This window comes from candidate division WOR-3 bacterium (genome assembly GCA_016867815.1).
Lineage (GTDB): Bacteria > Hydrothermota > Tepidihabitantia > Tepidihabitantales > Tepidihabitantaceae > UBA2258.
Genome location: VGIR01000022.1, coordinates 20,595 through 38,410, shown reverse-complemented (window position 1 = coordinate 38,410; position 17,816 = coordinate 20,595). Strand labels below are relative to the sequence as shown.

The following is a 17,816-nucleotide window of genomic DNA, read 5'->3' as shown; positions in this document are numbered from 1 at the left end:
CCTGACGGGGTTGCGGCCCGCGCCGTTCCCCCGGCGCTAGCACGCCATCATAGCGTAACACCCATTCCTGTCAACAGCCACAACCACACAAAACGACACCACACGTAACATCATACAAATCAACCCCTTAGCTCGCCCCCCCTATGTGGAGAAGTCTTGACGCCCATCCTCTTGCCCGAGGGAGTGCTGGGTGCATCACTAGCGCGGCTCCGAGCTCGCGCTACTTGCGGCGGAGGTGGCGAAAGAGGCCGTTGGTGACTGCGGCGCAGCACAAGCTCAAGCCGGCTGACGGCTGTCAGCTAGCAGCTCCCGACAGGCCATCAAGGCCAGTATCGATCCCGGATTGGCCGCGGCTACTCGCAGGCGGCGAGCCGGGTTGCCGCCTGTTTGACTTCCGCCAACGGCCGGCTAAGATGCTGCGTGGCCAAGATGAAGAACATCCGTCAGCAGCGGCCGAAGAAGAAGTTCCGGATTCCGAGCAGCGTGATGCAGTGGGTAATCGTCGGAGTAGTTGCGGTCGTCTTGGTGGTTCTGGTAGTGGGAGCACTCACGCGGCCACCAGGTGAGCCGGCACCCATCCCGATGCTGTCAAACAGCCGGGACGACCTGATCTCCATCACTCGCATGCTTGGCGACGTGACCCTCGACAGCAGCATACACGCAACGTTCACCGACAAGCTTGGTCCGAAGCTCGTCGGGCCTGACTCGTTCTTCGGGCGGCGCCAGTGGTACGAGGCGCTGACCGCACTCAACGCCCTGCTCAAGGGCGCGACCCGCAGCGAGTCGGCATCGATCAGAGCCTACATGGCCTTCTGCGACTACGAAGCCGACAACCTTGACCGCTCGCTCCAGCACTTCCGGAGGTCTCTGGCGGCGGATCCTGGCCCGTCCGGGATCGCGGCGCGGCTTCGGTTCACGATTGGCTGGCTGTTCCAGAGCCGGGGATACCAGGATAGCGCGGTCGCCTACTACTCGGGCGCGCGTCGGGACCTGCCCGATTCAGTCCGTCTACTCAGGGCATCCGCCGCCAACAACGCCGGAGTGGCATACGAAGTAATGAAGGATACGGCAGCAGCCGGTGCCGCGCTCCGGGAGGCTGCTGCCCTGGTTGACTCGGTCGCCTATCCAAAGGAAGTGAAGACCATCCGGGAGAACCTGGAGCGACTGACCGCCGGCAAATAAAGCCCTCGTAGCGTCCCGCGTCCTGCTGCGCTAGACGGTTTCCAGCGGGTCGACGTCAACCTTGGCCCGGACGCCGTCTGCCTCGATCTGCCGGAGAGAAACGAGCCGGTCCAGCCGGATGTTGCGGGTGACCTTGACCATCACCTGCACCGTGTTCGTCTTTCCCCGCACCGGCACCGGGCCGAGCGCTTCCACCCCCTGAACTCCTCCCAGTCTGCGGCAAAGCCACTCGCCGCGCTGACTCGCCCCTGTCCCGCTCTGCACCATCAGTTCGACCAGCACGAGCCGGCGATAGGGAGGAAACCCCAACTCCTCTCTCTGCTTCAGTTCCTGGTCCAGGAAGCCGGCCGCATCGCCGGCAACCGCGCTCCGCACGGCCGGGTCATCGGGCCGGCTGGTCTGCAGCACCAGCGTGGCTCCGTGCTCCGCTGCGCGCCTTGAGAGCACCGAGAGCACCTGGAACGTCCGCTCCCTTGCCCGGAAGTCGGGCACGCAGAGATCGGAGTCGACCGCAAGTGCTGCCACCACCCCTACGCGTGCCGGCCAGCGGATCCCGAGCAGCGCCCGCGTGCCGACGATGACTGACCCGGGTTCGGTCGAGGGCTGCCTTTCCGACTCCGTCATGACGGCGGCAACCTTGGCATCCGGCAGCAACTGCGCTACCTCGCGCGCCGCCATTTCGATGCCCGGCGCCTTGAGACGGAAGTCCAGCCCGCCGCACAGCGGGCAGGCATCCGGAGCGGCGCCGGTCTTGCCGCAGTAGCGGCAGCGGAGGTCACCGCCGGAGTAGAGCACGAGTGAAACCGCGCAGTCGGGACAGACAAGCGGACTGCCGCAATCGCGGCAGGCCACGTACCGGCTGAGCCCACGGCGATTGATGTACAGGACCGCGGATTCGCCGGCGCTCCCGGCATCCTTCAGTGCGTTCGCCAGCAACGGAGAGAGCACGTCGTCCCGGTGCCTCCGCATGTCAACAACGAGGGTGTCGGGCAGAACCTCTGGGGCACCCTCAAGAGCAGCAACGGTTGCCGGACGGCGCGCGGCTGCGGGATGCTCCGTGCCCCGGTACTGGCCGTTGCGGAGGTTCAACCAGGTCTCTGCCGAAGGAGATGGGTCGCTGAGCAGCACCGGGCAGTCGGCGAGCCGGCACCGGGCAATGGCCACGTCGCGCGCATTGAAACGTGGGTGCCGCTCTTCCTTGAAGACGTTGTCGTGCTCATCCAGAACGACAACGCCGGCGAGGTCGGAGACCGGGGAGAACACAGCGGAACGTACACCGATGATGACCGAGTGCTCGGCGGAGCGCAGCGCTCGCCACGTCTGCTTCCGGTCCGACACGCTCTGGACACCATGGTATCGAACCGGCTCAATCCCGATTCGGGAACGCAATCGGTCTGCCCAGGCCTCGGTGTCTGATTCCGGCATCAACAGAATCACCGTCCCCCGTTCCAGCCCGGCCGCGACGAACCCGGTGACGACCTCCTCCCGCGTGCCGCAGTTGGTCTGGACGTAGACGGCGAACGACGGCTGAAAACCGAAAGGCAGAGACCGAAGATCAGAGACAGCAGGAAGAGGGACGAAAGGCGCCGGCCGAGTCGCGGCTGCCGGCACAACCCGAGACCGGCGCAAACCGTAGCCGCAGATGCCGCGCGGCAGTGCCAGGCCGAGCACCTCCCCCATGCGGCCGAAGTAGTACGCCCCCACCCAGCGCAGCAGGTGCAGAAGCTGGTCAGGGACAAGCCTCGGCTCGATGAGCTTCTCGACCGACAGGGTCTTCGGCACCGGACTGCGGCTCAGGACTTCAAGCACGAGTCCTTTCACCTTCTTTCCCCGCAACCGGACCTGCACGCAGGCCCCGGGCGCGAGTTCGGGGAAGTGCTCCCGGTCGAACTCGTAGGTCAGCTCATGCAGCCGGGTATGGGGTATCGCGACATTGCAGTAATGCTTTGTGCTCAACGCGTCACGCTTCAGGCCGGACACAGGTTGAGGCCGAGGTTGAGATTCGGAATGTCCCGTCTTCCTAACCTCGACCCTAGCCTCAGCCTATTCTCGATGTCAGTACCGGAGTTTGAACTGGTAGCGGAGCGATGTCCGATATCGGTCATCGGGAGCACCTTGGGCAGTGCCTTCGGCGACGATCTGGTTCTTGCGGTTGATGTAGTATTCAACCCGGAAGGACGGGATCATCTGGCCGCTGAAGCTCTGGGTGTAGGACACGTAGAGGTTCCTGCCCACGTACTTGCCGACCGTGACCCTGGTCTCCTTGCTGCCCCACAGCTCACTCTCGAACTCGAGGTAATCTAGGTTGACGAACCCGCGCGCCCGCTTCGAAACCTGGTTCTGGAAGTAGCCGAGCAGGCGACTGCCCAGCAGCTTGGTCACCGCGTCCTTCTGCTCCGACGCTGAGAGCTGTCTCAACTGTTCTTCGGTCACGTTCAGCGTTAGGAAGGAGAGGATCTCAGTCTCGTTCCAGATCGGCGGTCCGGACCGGAAAGCGAAGCTCGGTTGCTCGAGGGTGCCCGTCAGCGTCACGACTACCGTGTCCGGCGTACCTTGCTCCCTCAACGCACCTCGGATCGGCATTGCGGCGGTTACGTAGAACTCCGGGTTCAGGTTGTTGATATTGTCGAAGCGCACCGAGCCGCTGTCAACGCGCAGAGTGTGATCAAGGTAGTAGACGCTGCCCTGCCGCGAGCTCAGCGCGCCCGAGTAGAGGACATCCCTGGTCGTCTTGCGTACCGTCAGGTCGGCGGCGAATTCCATGTCCATCAGCTGGTTCCTGAGCCAGATGTTGCGTTCGCCCCTCACCCGGAGGTCATACACAAGGGAAGTATCGGGGGCACCGTTCCCGAAGCTCCGTCCGAAATCCCAGGCCACCAGTGCTTCCTCGATGTCCACCGTACCGGAGAGCGAGTAGGGTCTGCCCGACCTCCAGTCGACGTCCAGGCTGCCGCCGATGACGCCGTAGATCTCCGGCCGCGGATTGATGGTCGTACCGCTGAAGTCACCGTGGAAGCGCAGCGAGTCGACGTACCAACGCTGGCCGAGGTCGACGAAGCCGGTAACGAGCGCGTTGCCGTTGTTCGACCTGCCGGTCAGCTTCTCGATGTGCACGCGGTTGCCGTCGAACACCAGTTCGGCGTTCACCCGGTCGAAGGTCGTGCCGAGCACCGGCACGCCGAGACGGGCCTGGGAAATCCGCGCGCGCCCTTCAAGCACCGGCCGCACCAGGCTACCCTTGAGTGACAGATCGCCGAACACAGTGCCCTGTTGCACTACCATGAACGGTTTGAGATAGGCAACTACCCAGACACCGGGATCACGCATTCTGGCGCGCAGATCGACGGCGCCCAGTTCGAAACCTCCTGCGGTCTTGTATTCGAGTGAGCCGGAAACAACGCTCGTCTCCGGGACCGCGCTGCTGTCGAGGCGGACGAGCCAGAGGTAGTCGGACTCCACCCGCGAACGGCTGACGCGGGCCTTGCCCTGCACCCGACTCAGTTCAACGTCGGCTTCGGGAATGCTGAGTTTCTCGACGTCAATCGCAACGTCGAACGTATCACTGCCTGCCACACTGAGACTGGCAGTACCGGACAGATCGGGCCCGAAGCCCGTCAGCACCTTGAGTCTGGCGAGGTCTACCCGGCTCACCGTCGCCTCAATCCGAGGCGACCTGCCGGCGGCCCGGGCAAACGCCGCGCGCACATCGCCGCCGGCCAGCCCCGCGGCGGAGAGGCGGATGTTCAGCGAGTCGCGCCGAAGCCCGAAGTGGAACGCATCGCCGAAGGTCAGGTCCTCCCTGCCGGCGGTGACTCGGAGCGCGGCGACGTCAATCCCAATACCGTCCCTTGCCAGTCGGGCACTTCCGTTGGCCGTGACGTAGATACCGGGCCGCCAGACCCCGAGTCCGAACTGCTGTTCGTGCCAGGTCAGCTGCGCCGAATCTACCGCGAATCCGTCATATCTCGCCGCGGTGACTCCAACCCGCACCTGACCGGAGAACTCCCGTCCCAGCGCTGCAGCAATAGCCACGTGTGCTCTCGCCGCGCTGACTCGGGCAACTTCCAGACCCGTCACTGACAGTCCAGAAACAACATCCAGCGTTTCCATGGTCCCGGCCAGACTCAGGTTGCCGGCGGCGCGACCCTGCACCTGCAGCAACTCGAACCTCGCCAACTGTCCGAGATCGAAACTGTCCATGCGGACCTCGCCTTCGATCCTGCGACCCTGCCAGGAACCATGGCCCGTGGCGTTGCCGATTGGTCCACTCAGCTCAAAGCTATCAACGGCAACGAGCTGGCCGGCCCTTCTGTAGACACCGGTCACCCAGAGGCGGTCGATGTCGAAATCAGGAGCCCGCACCGTGACGTCGACGGCGACTGAATCGAGTCCGCGACCCGAAACCTCGATCTCGGCGTCGGCTCTCGCCTCCGGCAGAGCCGAGTGAAGCTGTCTTGCACGGATGCCGGTCAGCCTTGCCGAAACTGAGTAGTCGAGCTTGCGCAGGTCCACCCGGCCGGCCAAATCCGCACTGCCGAGTTGCGAGTCTGCGCCCGCCATTGTCACCTGCACAACCGAATCGTCAAGTCCCAGCCGGCCGCTGATTGTCGGCAACTCGATCTTGCGCCAGGCAAGACCCTCCGCTCCAAACCGGACGCTTCCTGAGGGCTGGTTCTGGTCCAGTCTCGCAGCACCATTCAGCTTGATGCGCCCGGGAAAGGGAGTGAGTTCCGGCAGGGCGACGGAGAGGCTTTCAAGCTGCAGGACCAGGGAGTTCGGCTGGAACGCCATCTTCAGCCCGGCGCGTAGCGATGAGGCAGCGGTCTTCGCTGTCAGCCCGGTCACCACGAGCGAATCCGGTGTCAGACGCGCGTTGCCGGCCAGGTCTTTCAGCCAGACTCGTTCACGCGGGAAGCGCGCTCTGACATCGGAAACCCGGGTCTGCAGCTGCGCCGGTTCGGACGCCAGGCTGAGGTCCAGGTCCACGGAGTCGACGCGCTCCACCGCGTCGACGTAGACGCTGCCATCGAGAACGCGGAGCTGCCCGATCCGGATGGGAGGATAGGTGTGACGGTCACCGTCACGCGGTCCTGAGGCGGGCCGCACCGAACTGACGAAGAGCCTCGGCTCGACCGCTGTTGCCACTGATGTCGAAAAACTGCGATGCACGATGGAAGCCAGCGGATCGTAGGTCAGAGACAGCTTCCTCACCTTCAGCGAATCGGGGCCCAGCACTGCCTTGAGGTCGGTAAACGTGATACTCCCCATGATGTTGCCCTCGATCCGCCCGAGCGTCACCTTCAGACCTGCACGCGGCGCCGCGCGAACCAGCGCCGCGCCGAGCACATACCTGCCAACCGACGGCACCGACAGAATGAGCACGGCCAACAAGAGGACAACGATGATCGGGGCGGCCAGCGCAACCAGGAGGCCAAACAGCAGCCGCCAGAAGTTAGAACGCATGCAACAGCCCCACGTAGAAACGACCGAAATCCCCGTCTGGCGGATTCCGCAATCGCTTGCCCCAGTCAAGCCTGACCGGCCCGATTGGAGTCCTTACCCGGATGCCCGCTCCCGCGCTGTACTCGTAGACCCGCATCCGGAAGTCCCAGCCCACGTCGCCCACATCAAAGAAACCTACCAGCCCGACCCAGTTCAGTATGTAGGGCGTACGCAACTCAATGTTGCCGTTGGCCACGGCGGTGCCGAAGCGATACTGGCCCAACTCCGAGCTGTCCGGTCCGATGGAACGGTCTGCGTACCCGCGGATGCTGTTTCCACCGCCCAGAGTGAAGGCCTCATAGTACGGCACCTGCAGCGAGGCCGGCTTTTCTCTTGACCTTCCGTAGGGTAAGACCCTGCCGGCCATTGCCCGCACCGCAACTACGAAGTCGCCGCTGACCTGCTCCAGCCGTGCCGGCACTATGCCCATCTTCTGGTACCAGCGCATGTCTCCGGTCAGTTTGTACAGGTCATTATCGCCCCGCAACGGCCCGCCCGCGCCTTCGACCGCGACATGGACCGACAATCCCTGGCTGGGGTTGAAGATGTCGTTGCGGGTGTCGTAGTGACCGGTCAGGGCCAGCGAGTTGGTGATGCCGTTGGCGGTGTCAGCAACGAGCCGGAGGCGATTGGTCAGTCCGACAACAAACTGGGGAACGACGTTCCGACTCATGCCGGTCTCAATCCCGATCTCCCGCGTCGGAGTCGTGTCGACCAGCTCGTATGAAAAGTAGGGGTGAGTCTGGAAGTCTATCCGGGTCAGGATCAGGTAGGGCACCCGGTACGTACCGTCGAACCCAACCCGGTAGCTCCAGGGAAGCGTCGGGCTGAACTCGCCGCCGACGATCAGCGTATGCCCGAGGTTGAACAGGTTGTAGTGCTCCCATCCGGCCGAGAGCAACAGTCGGGGCGGAATCTCGACCCCGGCGCCCAGAGACACGCCCCGGTGGGCCTGCTCGACCACGTCGAACCGAATGATGACACAGCCCGGCCCGGCCTGGTCATCGGCCCGTGTCTCCCGACCACTGTCCGCAATGACATAATACACAACCCGGCCAAACAGCTTGGTCGCATACAACCGGCGCTGCGCTTCGCGCAGGTGCTTCTGGCTGAACTGCTCGCCCGGCTTCACCTCCGAGGCGCGCAACACCGTTCCTGTCCGCACCGTCTTGTTGCCGCGCACCAGCACCTTGCTGATGTGGCACAACTGGCCCTCATCGACTTCGTATGTGACCGTGGCGAACGTGTCGCCCAACGTCGTGTCGGATCGCACCTGGACGAACGGGTAGCCGGAATTGAGGTAGTACGTCCGGATGGCTTCCGCGCTCTGGAGGAATTCGCCCACGGAGAAGAAGCGTCCCGGCTTGACCAGAAGCTGCTTGAGCAGCCGGTCAGTCCCAACCGTCGCATTGCCCGAGATGGCTATCGCATTCACCCTCGTGCGCGGGCCCTCGGTAATGCGGAACGTAACGATCGGCCGCCGCCTTCCGCGCGTGATCTGCTTCTCGATTCCGACCAGGTGGAAACCCTCATTGTGATAGAATGCCTCAAGGGTCGCGACGTCACCATTGAGTTGGGCTTCGCTGGATGGCTTCCTTGGCCGGGCCGTCACCAGGGTGGCAAACGCCTCACGGTTGAAGGTATGATTGCCCTGGTATCTTACCGCCTCGAGTGTGTCGCCGGTGCGAAGCTGTCCGACCAGGCACAGAAGCAGCGCGGGGATCAACGGCTGATAATACCGGCTTGTCCGCGCCGTGCAAGCTCGCCGATTGACATCATGCCTACTGGCGTATAATCTGACACAGGAGATATAAACTCAATGAACCGCCCAGATTCCACACCAATCAGAGCTCCCCGTGGGTCTGCCCTCAACTGCAAAGGCTGGCACCAGGAAGCAGCCCTGCGGATGCTCATGAACAACCTCGACCCGGAGGTCGCCGAGAAGCCGGAACAGCTTATCGTCTACGGCGGCACCGGTCGGGCCGCCCGCAATTGGGACTGCTTCCACGTCATCGTCCGCACCCTCAAGGCGCTTGAGAATGACGAAACCCTGCTGGTCCAGTCAGGCAAGCCGGTTGCAGTGTTCCGTACCTGGCCGCATGCCCCGCGCGTGCTGATTGCCAACTCCAACCTGGTCCCGCACTGGGCCACCAAGCCCTACTTCGATGAACTAGAAGCAGCGGGGCTCATCATGTACGGCCAGATGACCGCCGGTTCCTGGATCTACATCGGTACGCAGGGGATTCTGCAGGGCACGCACGAGACGTTCGTCGCCGCTGGCAGGAAGCACTTCGGGACACCGGACCTTGCCGGCCGACTGGTCGTATCCGGAGGGCTGGGCGGCATGAGCGGGGCCCAACCGCTGGCCGCAACCATGGCCGGCGCGACCTATCTCGGAGCCGAGGTCGACCCAACCCGTGTTGCCCGGCGACTGGCCAGTAAGAAGCCTCGCTACCTCGACGAGAACATCCTTGACCTCGACAAGGCGATTGACCGCGCCGTTGACGCCAAGTCCCACCGACAAGCAACCAGTATCGCCTGGACCGGGAACATCGTGGACCTGCTCGCGCGCATGGCCGAGCGCAAGGTCATTCCCGACCTGCTCACCGACCAGACCTCGGCGCATGACGAACTGAGAGGCTACTTCCCCAGCGGCATCTCCTTCGACAAGGCCGTCGAGCTGCGAAACGCGGACCCGGCAGCGTACAAGCAGGCATCCTTCCGCACCATGGCCGAGCACGTCCGCCTGATGCTCAAACTCCAGTCGATGGGCGCTGTAACATTCGACTACGGCAACAACCTGCGCGGCAAGGCAATCGAAGGTGGCTTCCTCCCCGAATCCGAAATCCGCACCTCCGCCACTAGACCACTGGACCACTCGACCACTCGACCACTCTCTGCCTGGAGATACCCCGGCTTCGTCCCCGCCTACATTCGGCCCCTGTTCTGCCAGGGAAAGGGTCCGTTCCGCTGGGCTGCTTTGTCCGGCGACCCGCAGGACATTGCCGAGACCGACAGGATCATCTGCGACCTCTTCCCGGACAACACCGCGCTCGTCAACTGGATCAGGAGGGCCGGCGCCGAGATACCATTCCAGGGCCTGCCCAGTCGGATCTGCTGGCTCGGCTACGGCGAACGTGACAAGGCCGGCCTCGCATTCAACCTGGCCGTACGCGAGGGACGTATCAGTGCACCCATAGTCATCGGCCGCGACCACCTCGACACCGGCTCGGTGGCGTCGCCCAACCGCGAAACGGAAGCCATGAAGGACGGCTCGGACGCGATTGCCGACTGGCCCCTGCTCAACGCCATGCTGAACGTGGCCTCGGGCGCGTCATGGGTTTCCATCCACCACGGCGGCGGGGTTGGCATCGGCTACTCAATCCACGCCGGCCAGGTCATCGTCTGCGACGGCACGCCGGACATGGACGAGCGACTGAAGCGAGTGCTGGTCAACGACCCCGGAACCGGCATTGCCCGCCACGCCGATGCCGGGTACGAAGACGCCCAGGCCCTCGCCCGCGCCAAAGGCGTCAACATACCGATGATCTGAGGAACCAACCAGGCTCGGATGACAACCCAGCGGACTCGCAATCTGCAATCTGCAGCCTGCATTCTGCATCTTGCAGTCCTTCTGCTCTTCCTCTCTTCCTGCTCCCAAGTCCGCCAGGTCTCCCCTGCCGACGCTCTCACCGACGAAGAGAGACTCAACTACCTCGTCCTGGCGGCACTCGCTTCTGACGCCGCACAGCAGTACGCGTCAGCCGGCAGCGCTATGAGTCGAGCCGACTATCTCGACTGGTTCTGGAAGAACCCGCCGATCTCCGTCCTTACTTCTCCCTCCCCTCTCCTCCCTTCTCCCTCCATCTTCTACCGCCAACGAGCTCTCCAAGCCCGGATGTACTTCGGTGCAACCGATTTGCTGAACGACGACCGGGTACGCACATACATCCGCCACGGCCCGGCCCGTCGCGAGCAGTACGAGACCCGATTCATCGACACCGAGACCAGTCGCATCTTCGTGAACCCGGCGGAGATCTGGTCATACGACTCGCTTGGTCGCCAGTACGACTTTGTCCGGACAGGTACCGCCTTCAAGATCGTGGGAGAGAGCAGGTATGGTCCACGCGCCATGATGCCTGCTCTGGAACCGGCAGTGTTCGCACGTTCAGCACCCGAGTTCGCAAGCGCTACTCGGCCGCTAGGGCTTGAGGTATCGTTGGGCCGCCTGAGTCAGCATGGAGACTCAGTCGAGGTCGAACTTGCGTTCGGCATTCCCTTGCGGACCATTCTGGCCGAGTTCCAGCCCCAATCGCAGCCACTTATCAACGTGGCAATCGACCTGGTGCCGCGAGCCAAGGGTACGCCCGCGCACAGTTCTTCCTGGCTTAGTTGCTCCATGCCTCCCGACACGACCGCCGTCGACTTCGCCGTCGGCCGTGAGGTCTTCAATCTTCCGGCTGATATCTACACCTTCAGCGTCACTGCCGTCACCGCCGACGGCCAGGCGGCATCAAAGAAGGTGCAGGACCTGAACCTGATTGACTATGCGCGTCGCAACCAACCGGTGTCCGATGTTCTATTCTACTCACTGGTTGACTCCACGAGCCAGAGCTCCCAGTTCAACCGCCTCGACTGGACGCGCGTCGTCCCGCTTGTCGCCTCCCGCGTCCGCAGCGGCCAATCGTTCTACGTGCTGTACGAGATCTACCATCTCGGCCAGGACTCGACCGGGAACCACAACGCACAGGTCAACTATGAACTGGTACAACGGGAGACGCGCGAGAAGGCAGTGCTGCCTGCGCCTCAGCGCTACATCACCGGGATAGGTTCAACCGGAGTTGCGGTCGAACGTGTCCACACCATGGACCTGAAGCCTGGCCCGTACCTGCTCATCAGCCGCGTCACGGATATGCTGGCGTCACCCGATGATTCACACACCGCTTCCGCAACCGCCGAGTTTGAAATCCTCCCCCGCCGCTAGCGAAGGGACATGACCGAAATCCTCCCGGGATTTCGGATCGTGTCCCAAGCCTAGTCCACTACGACTGCTCTGGCAATCGCCAGCCCCCAGCCCGCTCCCGTCACCACCCACGTCCGCCACTCAACCAGAGCCCGGCTCATCACAAACGACTCGTCCATCGCCTCTCGCCGTTCGCCGTTCGCTGTTCGCACTTCTGCCTTCTGCCTTCTGGATTCTGACTTCTGACTTCGGTCGATCTCGCCACTCCCCACTCCCGACTCTCCACTCCCTCTGACCGCCACTTCTGCCCTCTGCGTTTTGCAATCTGCATTGCCTCCGCGCCCGGCTAGATACGCTTCCTCTGCTGCGACAATCGCCGCGTACTCGGCAATGAACCCAACCATCACAACCGCACTCAGCCAGATCGGCGGGTGTAGAGCCAGGAGCATTCCCGCAACGAGCAGGAAGTTGCCGATGTACAATGGATGCCTGAGGATTCGATAGGGTCCAGTCACGATTCTGCTGCGCTGCGCTCCTCCCTCCTCCATCCTCGCTCCTCTCTTCTCACTCCGCATGCCAATCTCCCTCACCCGTCCCTCTATGCCGATGTAGCCCGACGCCCAGAACCTGACCGCCAGTCCGACCAGCAGGAACGGAAGACCGAGGAGACACGACCCGACCGTCGGCCTCGCCAGCCAGAACACCACGCCGAAGGCGAGCACACCAATGACTCCGCGCCAGCGGAACAAGAACCTGCCGAGCACGGTTCAATCTAGCCTCTTTCCGCCAATCGTCAACCAGCACTTTGGTAGGGGAACCGCCAAGAACGCCAAGCAGACAGAGCTGACTTCTGTCCTCACCCTCTTTGTGTCTCTGCGCCTTCGTGGTGAGTCCCCCAGGTGGCCCGGGGCGGCTTGACCGCGCCTGCAACAAAGCTAGACTTGCAGCGATGACCATTGTCCGCCAACAGATACCGCTCGCCGACCTCGACGCGATGGCCAAAGCCCAGTTCGGGGACATGGTCAAAGCAGTCGTGGACGTCGAGCGCGGCCTGATGGCGATCGGTGGAGAACTCCACTCCGACGAAGAGGCGCTGCTGCTCGAAGATGGCTCAGACCAGCGCCACCTCTGGGGCATAAACCTGTACCCGGCGATTGGTGAAGAAGACTGGATCGAGTTCGACTCGATGATCAACATCCGCCCCTCCCAGGGCAACCGCAGCCGCGGTGTTGATGACCCGGGAACGCGCAAGGCCATACTCGCAGTGGTCGGCCGTCTGGTGGCGCGGTGACGGCGCAGCACCGGGAACTGGCAGCGGGCCGATGGTGCAAGTTCAGTCTGGCTGAACAGCTGGCCAATACGGGCAGCGAGGTCGAGCGGGCACTGAACTGGCGGCAACGCGGCAACGCCGAATACAGCACGAAAGCGATTGAACGCGCCCTCGAACTGCTCGACCTGACGATAGCCGACGCCCGGCACCGCGGACGACTCAGAGAACTCACCCGCCTCCGCGAAGTCCTTGTCGACTACTTCTATGCCGACAACGGGTACGGCTCCTCGCCCGCCCGCTGGCGCACCTACTTCAACGCCTTCGCCTTCGCCGCGCGATCCGGGCGGTAGCGCCGACCCGGCGACAATTCCTCGAAGCCGGACAACCGCCAAGCTCGCCAAGGACGCCAAGAGCGACGAGTTTGATCATGCAGGCCGTGCCTGAAGCTGTTGACGCCGGGGTGCGGCGTGGAAGCTCTACGCACTTCCGTTCAGACTGCTGCGGTCAACCGCGCCCTGCGCTTCAGCCTGGCCTTGGACTAGCTACCGCCTGCTGCGATGGCTCAAGGTCGATCACCTTGAGGCTTGAACGGCACGACCAGCTTGAATCTGTCCGTCTGTTCAGTCACAACGAGATTGTAGAAGTAGGCTACGCTAGGTCAAGCAGCCGTAACGCCCCGCGTCCGACCGACCGTAGCTTTGAGGCCGAGACTAAGAAGCGCAGCAAGCCAAAGTCAGAACAGCGCACTCGCTCGCGCCTCGCTGCTGATTGAGGGGTCTTCTTGTGGCGACTCGCGGCTGGAAGCCGAGGGGCGCGGTTTCCCGCGCCCCTGGCCATACCGCGTTCTTCCACCCTCTCAGTCCGTTTTCACCATCTTCCGCGTGGCCGTGAACTCTCCGGCTTCCAGCCGGCAGAAGTAGGTGCCGCACGGCAGCTTGGCTGCCGGAACACCGCGAACGTCCCACGATACCGCGTATCTGCCCGGTCTCTGCATGCCGCTGACCAAGGTCGTCACGACACGTCCCACTGAGTTGTAGACTCGTAGCTCAACATCCGATTCCCGTGCCAGTGAGTAGCTGATGGTGGTCATCCTGCCGAACGGATTCGGGAAGCTCTGCCCGAGGTCAAAGACCAACGGCACCGCTCGGCTGCCGGCTTCAGGTTCCGCGATGCCTGGAAGGCCACCTCCGTACGGGCTGTGCCAGAAGCCGAGCACGGCACGATACTGGCCAGCCGTCAGCACGCCCGATGCGGCCTGCTGCCCGATGCTCAGACCACAGACATACTCCGACGATACCAGCCCCGTCCCACCGCCGTCGATCACAGCCGCTCTGAGCAGGTACGGTTGGGCGTGGGCCAGCCCCGTAGTCAGCAACGCGATGAACAGGCTCGTAGCCCTCACCATCTAATGCTCCAGTCGCAGCGGTAGTATTGGCCGAACGTGAGTGAGAGACATACGAGATTCACGACGCGGACCGCCAGCAAGTAGTCAACGCGGCTCATCTTTCGCCCCCTTGCTGCTCGGCGTGACGCTCGATCCTCTCGTACAGCTTGCGGCCTTCAGCGGTGCGGAAACTGAACTGCCCGCCCGCGCCCATCCGTTCCAGCTGACCTTTGGTGCTGCGCAGGAAGTCGTCGTCCAGGGAATGGCCGGCAAGCTGGCCGGTCTTCGGCTGCTCAACCGGCATGATGATTCTGGTTATCTCGGCTGACGGGTCCTTTCGGTCGCCGGTCACCTGCCAGTAGACCTTCGCGCCCGGCTTGCCGCCGACCACGAACCGATTCCCGTTGATATCCTCGGCCACGTAGACGACTTCGGTCGTCCCTACCCCAGTTAGCTGCACGCGCGGGTTGCGGTTGAGCGCATCGAAGTAGTCGGGCAGGCTGACTTCGCCTCTACCCGACGCACTCAACACAACCGAACCGGAGTAGACGTTCGACATGTCGGGCGATTCCACGAAGTAGTGATTGAGTATCTTGCCGCGTGGGTCTAGCGGGTGGTCAATCGTGAAAGAGCCAGAGGCCTTGGATAGAATGCCGACGCGGGTCTGACCCGAGGCCGTTGTGGTCTGTCCATTGAAGGCGGCCGAGTTTCCGTGGTCAAACACTACCTCCGAGTTGTCGCCAACGGCGAAGCTGTAGTCGGCCGCAGCGATGCAGTCGTTTCCTCCCGGGACCGTGGCGTAGCGTCCGCCTGCGGAGTTCTCGTCCCCGCCGCCGACCGTCGCGTACTGACCGCTCGCCGCGTTGCGGTTTCCGCCGCCGACCGTTGCACAGCCACTGCCGTCGGCTTTGTTGGCGTACCCGCCGCTGACCGTCGCGTAGGAATAGTCCTGGCCCGAAGCCCCGGTGGTACAGGAGACGCCAAAGTTGACGTGGGTGAAACGGTTGGTGCCGTAGAGCAGGTTGCTCGCCCCGCCCTTGGCGAGACCGAGCTGGTTGACGGTGTAGAGGACGCTGTCCGAGCCCGACCGCATCCACGTGTTGTCGCCGGCACCAAGACTGTCGTTCCGAGGCGCCCATGCAGAGCCTGTCCACTTGATCACTTGGTTAGTCGTCGCACCCATCTGGTTGAGGTCGGCAGCGGCGATGGTACCGTCAAGTATCTTTGCCGACGTCACGCTGGCGAACCCCAATTCGGCGCTGCCGACGGCGCCGGCCTCGATCTCGTAGCTGGTAACGGCATCTGTTGCGATCTTGCTGCTGTCTATCGCGTTTGCCACTATCATCGCCTTGGTCACCGAGTTCGACTGCCCCTCGTTGACGTAGCGTGAGTCAATCCCGGTCAGATTCAGCCCGCCAACCCTGACTGCACCCCCCGCGCTGTCAACGTACTGCTGATTCTGGCCGGACAGCGCATAGACTGCTGTGTCGCTCTTCACACTTCGGTAGGCGTGCCCTACGCTCGTCATTTCCACGCGCGGCGAGAGTGCCTGCCCCCCGATCGTCAACTGCAGCTCGCACGTTGTACCGGGCTCGAACACGCTGTACGGAATCGGCGTCGTGCTGCCCATTACGACCGAGAACAGCCCGCCATCGACGTCTACCGTCTGTGTCTCGTTCCAGACCGAACTGCCGCCGCGGAAGATGTCGAACCTCATCGACTTGCTGCCGTTGATTGGATTGCCGGTGGTGTCGGTCAGATACCCTTGCAGATTGATGTGTTGCGGCACACCGGTCGGCAGATAGTTGACGCGGACCCTGCCGACTGGCTGCATTTGCATGGTCGGACCCGCCGCGAACAAGATGCCGACGCACAGTAGCACTACCACACTTGCCTTTCGCATTCTGTACCTCCGTTCATTCGCCTGCCGCACCGAAGCAGGCAGTCTGTTTCTTGTTGGCTCGGTGCCGCCATGTCCACGCACCTTTCCACGCTCATTACTCGGACTTCACCATCTTCGGTGTGACTGTGAGCCGGCAGGTGCCCCAAGGTCTGAGATAGAACCTGACGGCTGCGCATCGCCTGGACGTAGTCGCGGGAACGCGACGACGATACGCGAGTCTGCTCGGCCACACCGGCTAGTGCCCGAAGCAGTGCTGTCGTCCTATCTACCACCAAGACCATCCCCCTCCGACCTATGAACCACCCGAGGCGGCCCCTATGAGTAGCGCGACCAGCGAAAGTACCAGCATCGCCCAGATCCAATTGCCGCACCCTTCGATGCATCCCTTCTCACTCTCATCCGCCTTGCTCTTGAACAGCTCGAGTTCGGACAACACGTTCGCTGTGTTGCAGTGCGGGCACAGGTACTCGTAGAAAGTGCTGGTGCTCGGGATGGAGACACCCAGTCTGCCGTACCACGTCTGCACGACTGCATCCGTCTCACTGCGCGTGGCGATGAACCGCGCATCCTGCGTGTATACCGTCCTGTCGCACCACTTGCAGATGAAGTACGGACCAGCCCCTCCAGCCATGGAGAGAGCCGGGCAACATAGTGCGACTGCGACAAGCGCGGCGATCAGGCGGCTACACGTGGGGTATCCGGTACGCTGACGCACACCGATGGGGGCCGTGCGCTCGTACCGCCGGCGCGCGGTTTCACACAGCACCTGTGATCCGTCAACTCCCGACACCCGCATCCTGCGCTCAGACTCGTCCGTTTGTTCTCGTCTCATGCCGCCGTCGCCGCGTAGCGTGGCCTTCACGGCGTCGTCATCGTTAGCTCTGCTCAGCATGTGTCCTCCGTGCGAATCGCCTGGCGCACCTCTGTCCCCGCAACGTGTGATTGCGGACATTCGCCCCGGCACTTCCGTGCTGTGCCCAGCCGAGGCCGGACGCGGTGTTACTTCAGACTTGATGGACAGCATTTACCTTCTGCCGTCGTAGTAGGTGGTCGTCGCTTCTCCAACGACCGACCCAACTGACGTCTTCGCGACCAGCCCCTTCTCTTTGTCGCCGCAGACCACTGCGGATGCCGAGGCCCCGACTCCGGCACCGACTGTGACTCCGACTCCTACGCACCCGCCCATGTTGCCGGACTTTGGGTTTGTGTAGATGCTCGCCTGCCCGCCAAGCAGGCTGGCGCCAACGGACACGGTGCCATCCTCTGAAAGACACGCAGAGGCGCCTGCCGCGCCGATCCCCCCGCGGACGCATGCCCCGTACTTCGTCGTGGTCTTCACATTAGGCTGTTCCTTTGACGTGAGTTCCGATGGATCTATGTTTGTCCGCGTGCCGGTACTCCAGTGCTGGTTCCAGATGTCCTGTGATCCTTGGTAGGCGATCAGCTTGGTCGCGTTGCTCTGCTGGGCGAACGCTGCAGCAGCCGCAAGTGCCAGCAGGAGGACTGCGGCGGTCTTCCTGGCTACGTTCACGATACCTCCTCTTCGGCCCCTTGGATTTCCTTGATGAGACACGGACTCGCGACCGTTGCCGGAGTCTTGTCTGACGTGCAT

Annotated in this window: 13 protein-coding genes; 5 read left to right on the top strand and 8 right to left on the bottom strand. The window is 63.0% G+C overall.

Features of this window, described 5'->3' with window-relative positions; all coding sequences use genetic code 11:
- Window positions 1-420 precede the first annotated feature (420 nt).
- Entirely contained in the window at window positions 421-1,182 is a 762-nt protein-coding gene (locus FJY68_05125; GenBank protein ID MBM3331221.1) for a hypothetical protein, read from the top strand.
- 30 nt (window positions 1,183-1,212) lie between these two features.
- Here FJY68_05125 and priA read toward each other — a convergent pair whose 3' ends face one another.
- From priA to FJY68_05110, 3 genes are all read right to left on the bottom strand, one after another.
- Window positions 1,213-3,162, bottom strand: a complete 1,950-nt coding sequence (gene priA / locus FJY68_05120) for a primosomal protein N' (GenBank protein MBM3331220.1) — start codon at window positions 3,160-3,162, stop codon at window positions 1,213-1,215.
- Window positions 3,163-3,237: 75 nt separating this feature from the next.
- Window positions 3,238-6,645: a hypothetical protein gene (locus tag FJY68_05115; protein MBM3331219.1), complete on the bottom strand. Its 3,408-nt coding sequence runs from the start codon at window positions 6,643-6,645 to the stop codon at window positions 3,238-3,240.
- Window positions 6,635-8,410 carry a hypothetical protein gene (locus FJY68_05110; GenBank protein MBM3331218.1) on the bottom strand — a complete coding sequence of 592 codons (1,776 nt, stop codon included), beginning with the start codon at window positions 8,408-8,410 and terminating at the stop codon, window positions 6,635-6,637. The genes FJY68_05115 and FJY68_05110 overlap by 11 nt, the downstream gene beginning before the upstream one ends.
- Window positions 8,411-8,503: 93 nt before the next feature.
- Here FJY68_05110 and FJY68_05105 point away from each other — a divergent pair, with 93 nt between their 5' ends.
- Entirely contained in the window at window positions 8,504-10,237 is a 1,734-nt protein-coding gene (locus FJY68_05105) for a urocanate hydratase (protein MBM3331217.1), read from the top strand.
- Between the two features lie 18 nt (window positions 10,238-10,255).
- A complete protein-coding gene (locus FJY68_05100) occupies window positions 10,256-11,668 on the top strand; it encodes a hypothetical protein (protein MBM3331216.1) in 1,413 nt (470 codons plus the stop codon).
- A 50-nt stretch (window positions 11,669-11,718) separates the two neighbouring features.
- Here FJY68_05100 and FJY68_05095 read toward each other — a convergent pair whose 3' ends face one another.
- Window positions 11,719-12,411, bottom strand: a complete 693-nt coding sequence (locus FJY68_05095) for a hypothetical protein (protein MBM3331215.1) — start codon at window positions 12,409-12,411, stop codon at window positions 11,719-11,721.
- Between the two features lie 185 nt (window positions 12,412-12,596).
- Between FJY68_05095 and FJY68_05090 the strand changes: the two genes are divergently transcribed.
- Both FJY68_05090 and FJY68_05085 read left to right on the top strand, forming a co-directional pair.
- On the top strand, window positions 12,597-12,938 hold the full coding sequence (locus FJY68_05090) for a hypothetical protein (protein ID MBM3331214.1): 342 nt from the start codon (window positions 12,597-12,599) through the stop codon (window positions 12,936-12,938).
- Window positions 12,935-13,267: a hypothetical protein gene (locus tag FJY68_05085; GenBank protein MBM3331213.1), complete on the top strand. Its 333-nt coding sequence runs from the start codon at window positions 12,935-12,937 to the stop codon at window positions 13,265-13,267. Before FJY68_05090 ends, FJY68_05085 begins: the two co-directional genes overlap by 4 nt.
- A 506-nt stretch (window positions 13,268-13,773) precedes the next feature.
- Here FJY68_05085 and FJY68_05080 read toward each other — a convergent pair.
- The 4 genes from FJY68_05080 to FJY68_05065 all read right to left on the bottom strand — a co-directional run bounded on the left by FJY68_05080 (window position 13,774) and on the right by FJY68_05065 (window position 17,735).
- On the bottom strand, window positions 13,774-14,322 hold the full coding sequence (locus FJY68_05080; GenBank protein MBM3331212.1) for a T9SS type A sorting domain-containing protein: 549 nt from the start codon (window positions 14,320-14,322) through the stop codon (window positions 13,774-13,776).
- 94 nt (window positions 14,323-14,416) lie between these two features.
- Entirely contained in the window at window positions 14,417-16,204 is a 1,788-nt protein-coding gene (locus FJY68_05075) for a hypothetical protein (GenBank protein ID MBM3331211.1), read from the bottom strand.
- 292 nt (window positions 16,205-16,496) lie between these two features.
- Window positions 16,497-17,096, bottom strand: coding sequence for a hypothetical protein (locus FJY68_05070; protein MBM3331210.1), 600 nt, complete (start codon window positions 17,094-17,096; stop codon window positions 16,497-16,499).
- Window positions 17,097-17,228: 132 nt separating this feature from the next.
- Complete coding sequence (locus FJY68_05065; protein MBM3331209.1) at window positions 17,229-17,735, bottom strand: hypothetical protein; 507 nt, start codon at window positions 17,733-17,735, stop codon at window positions 17,229-17,231.
- Window positions 17,736-17,816 lie beyond the last annotated feature (81 nt).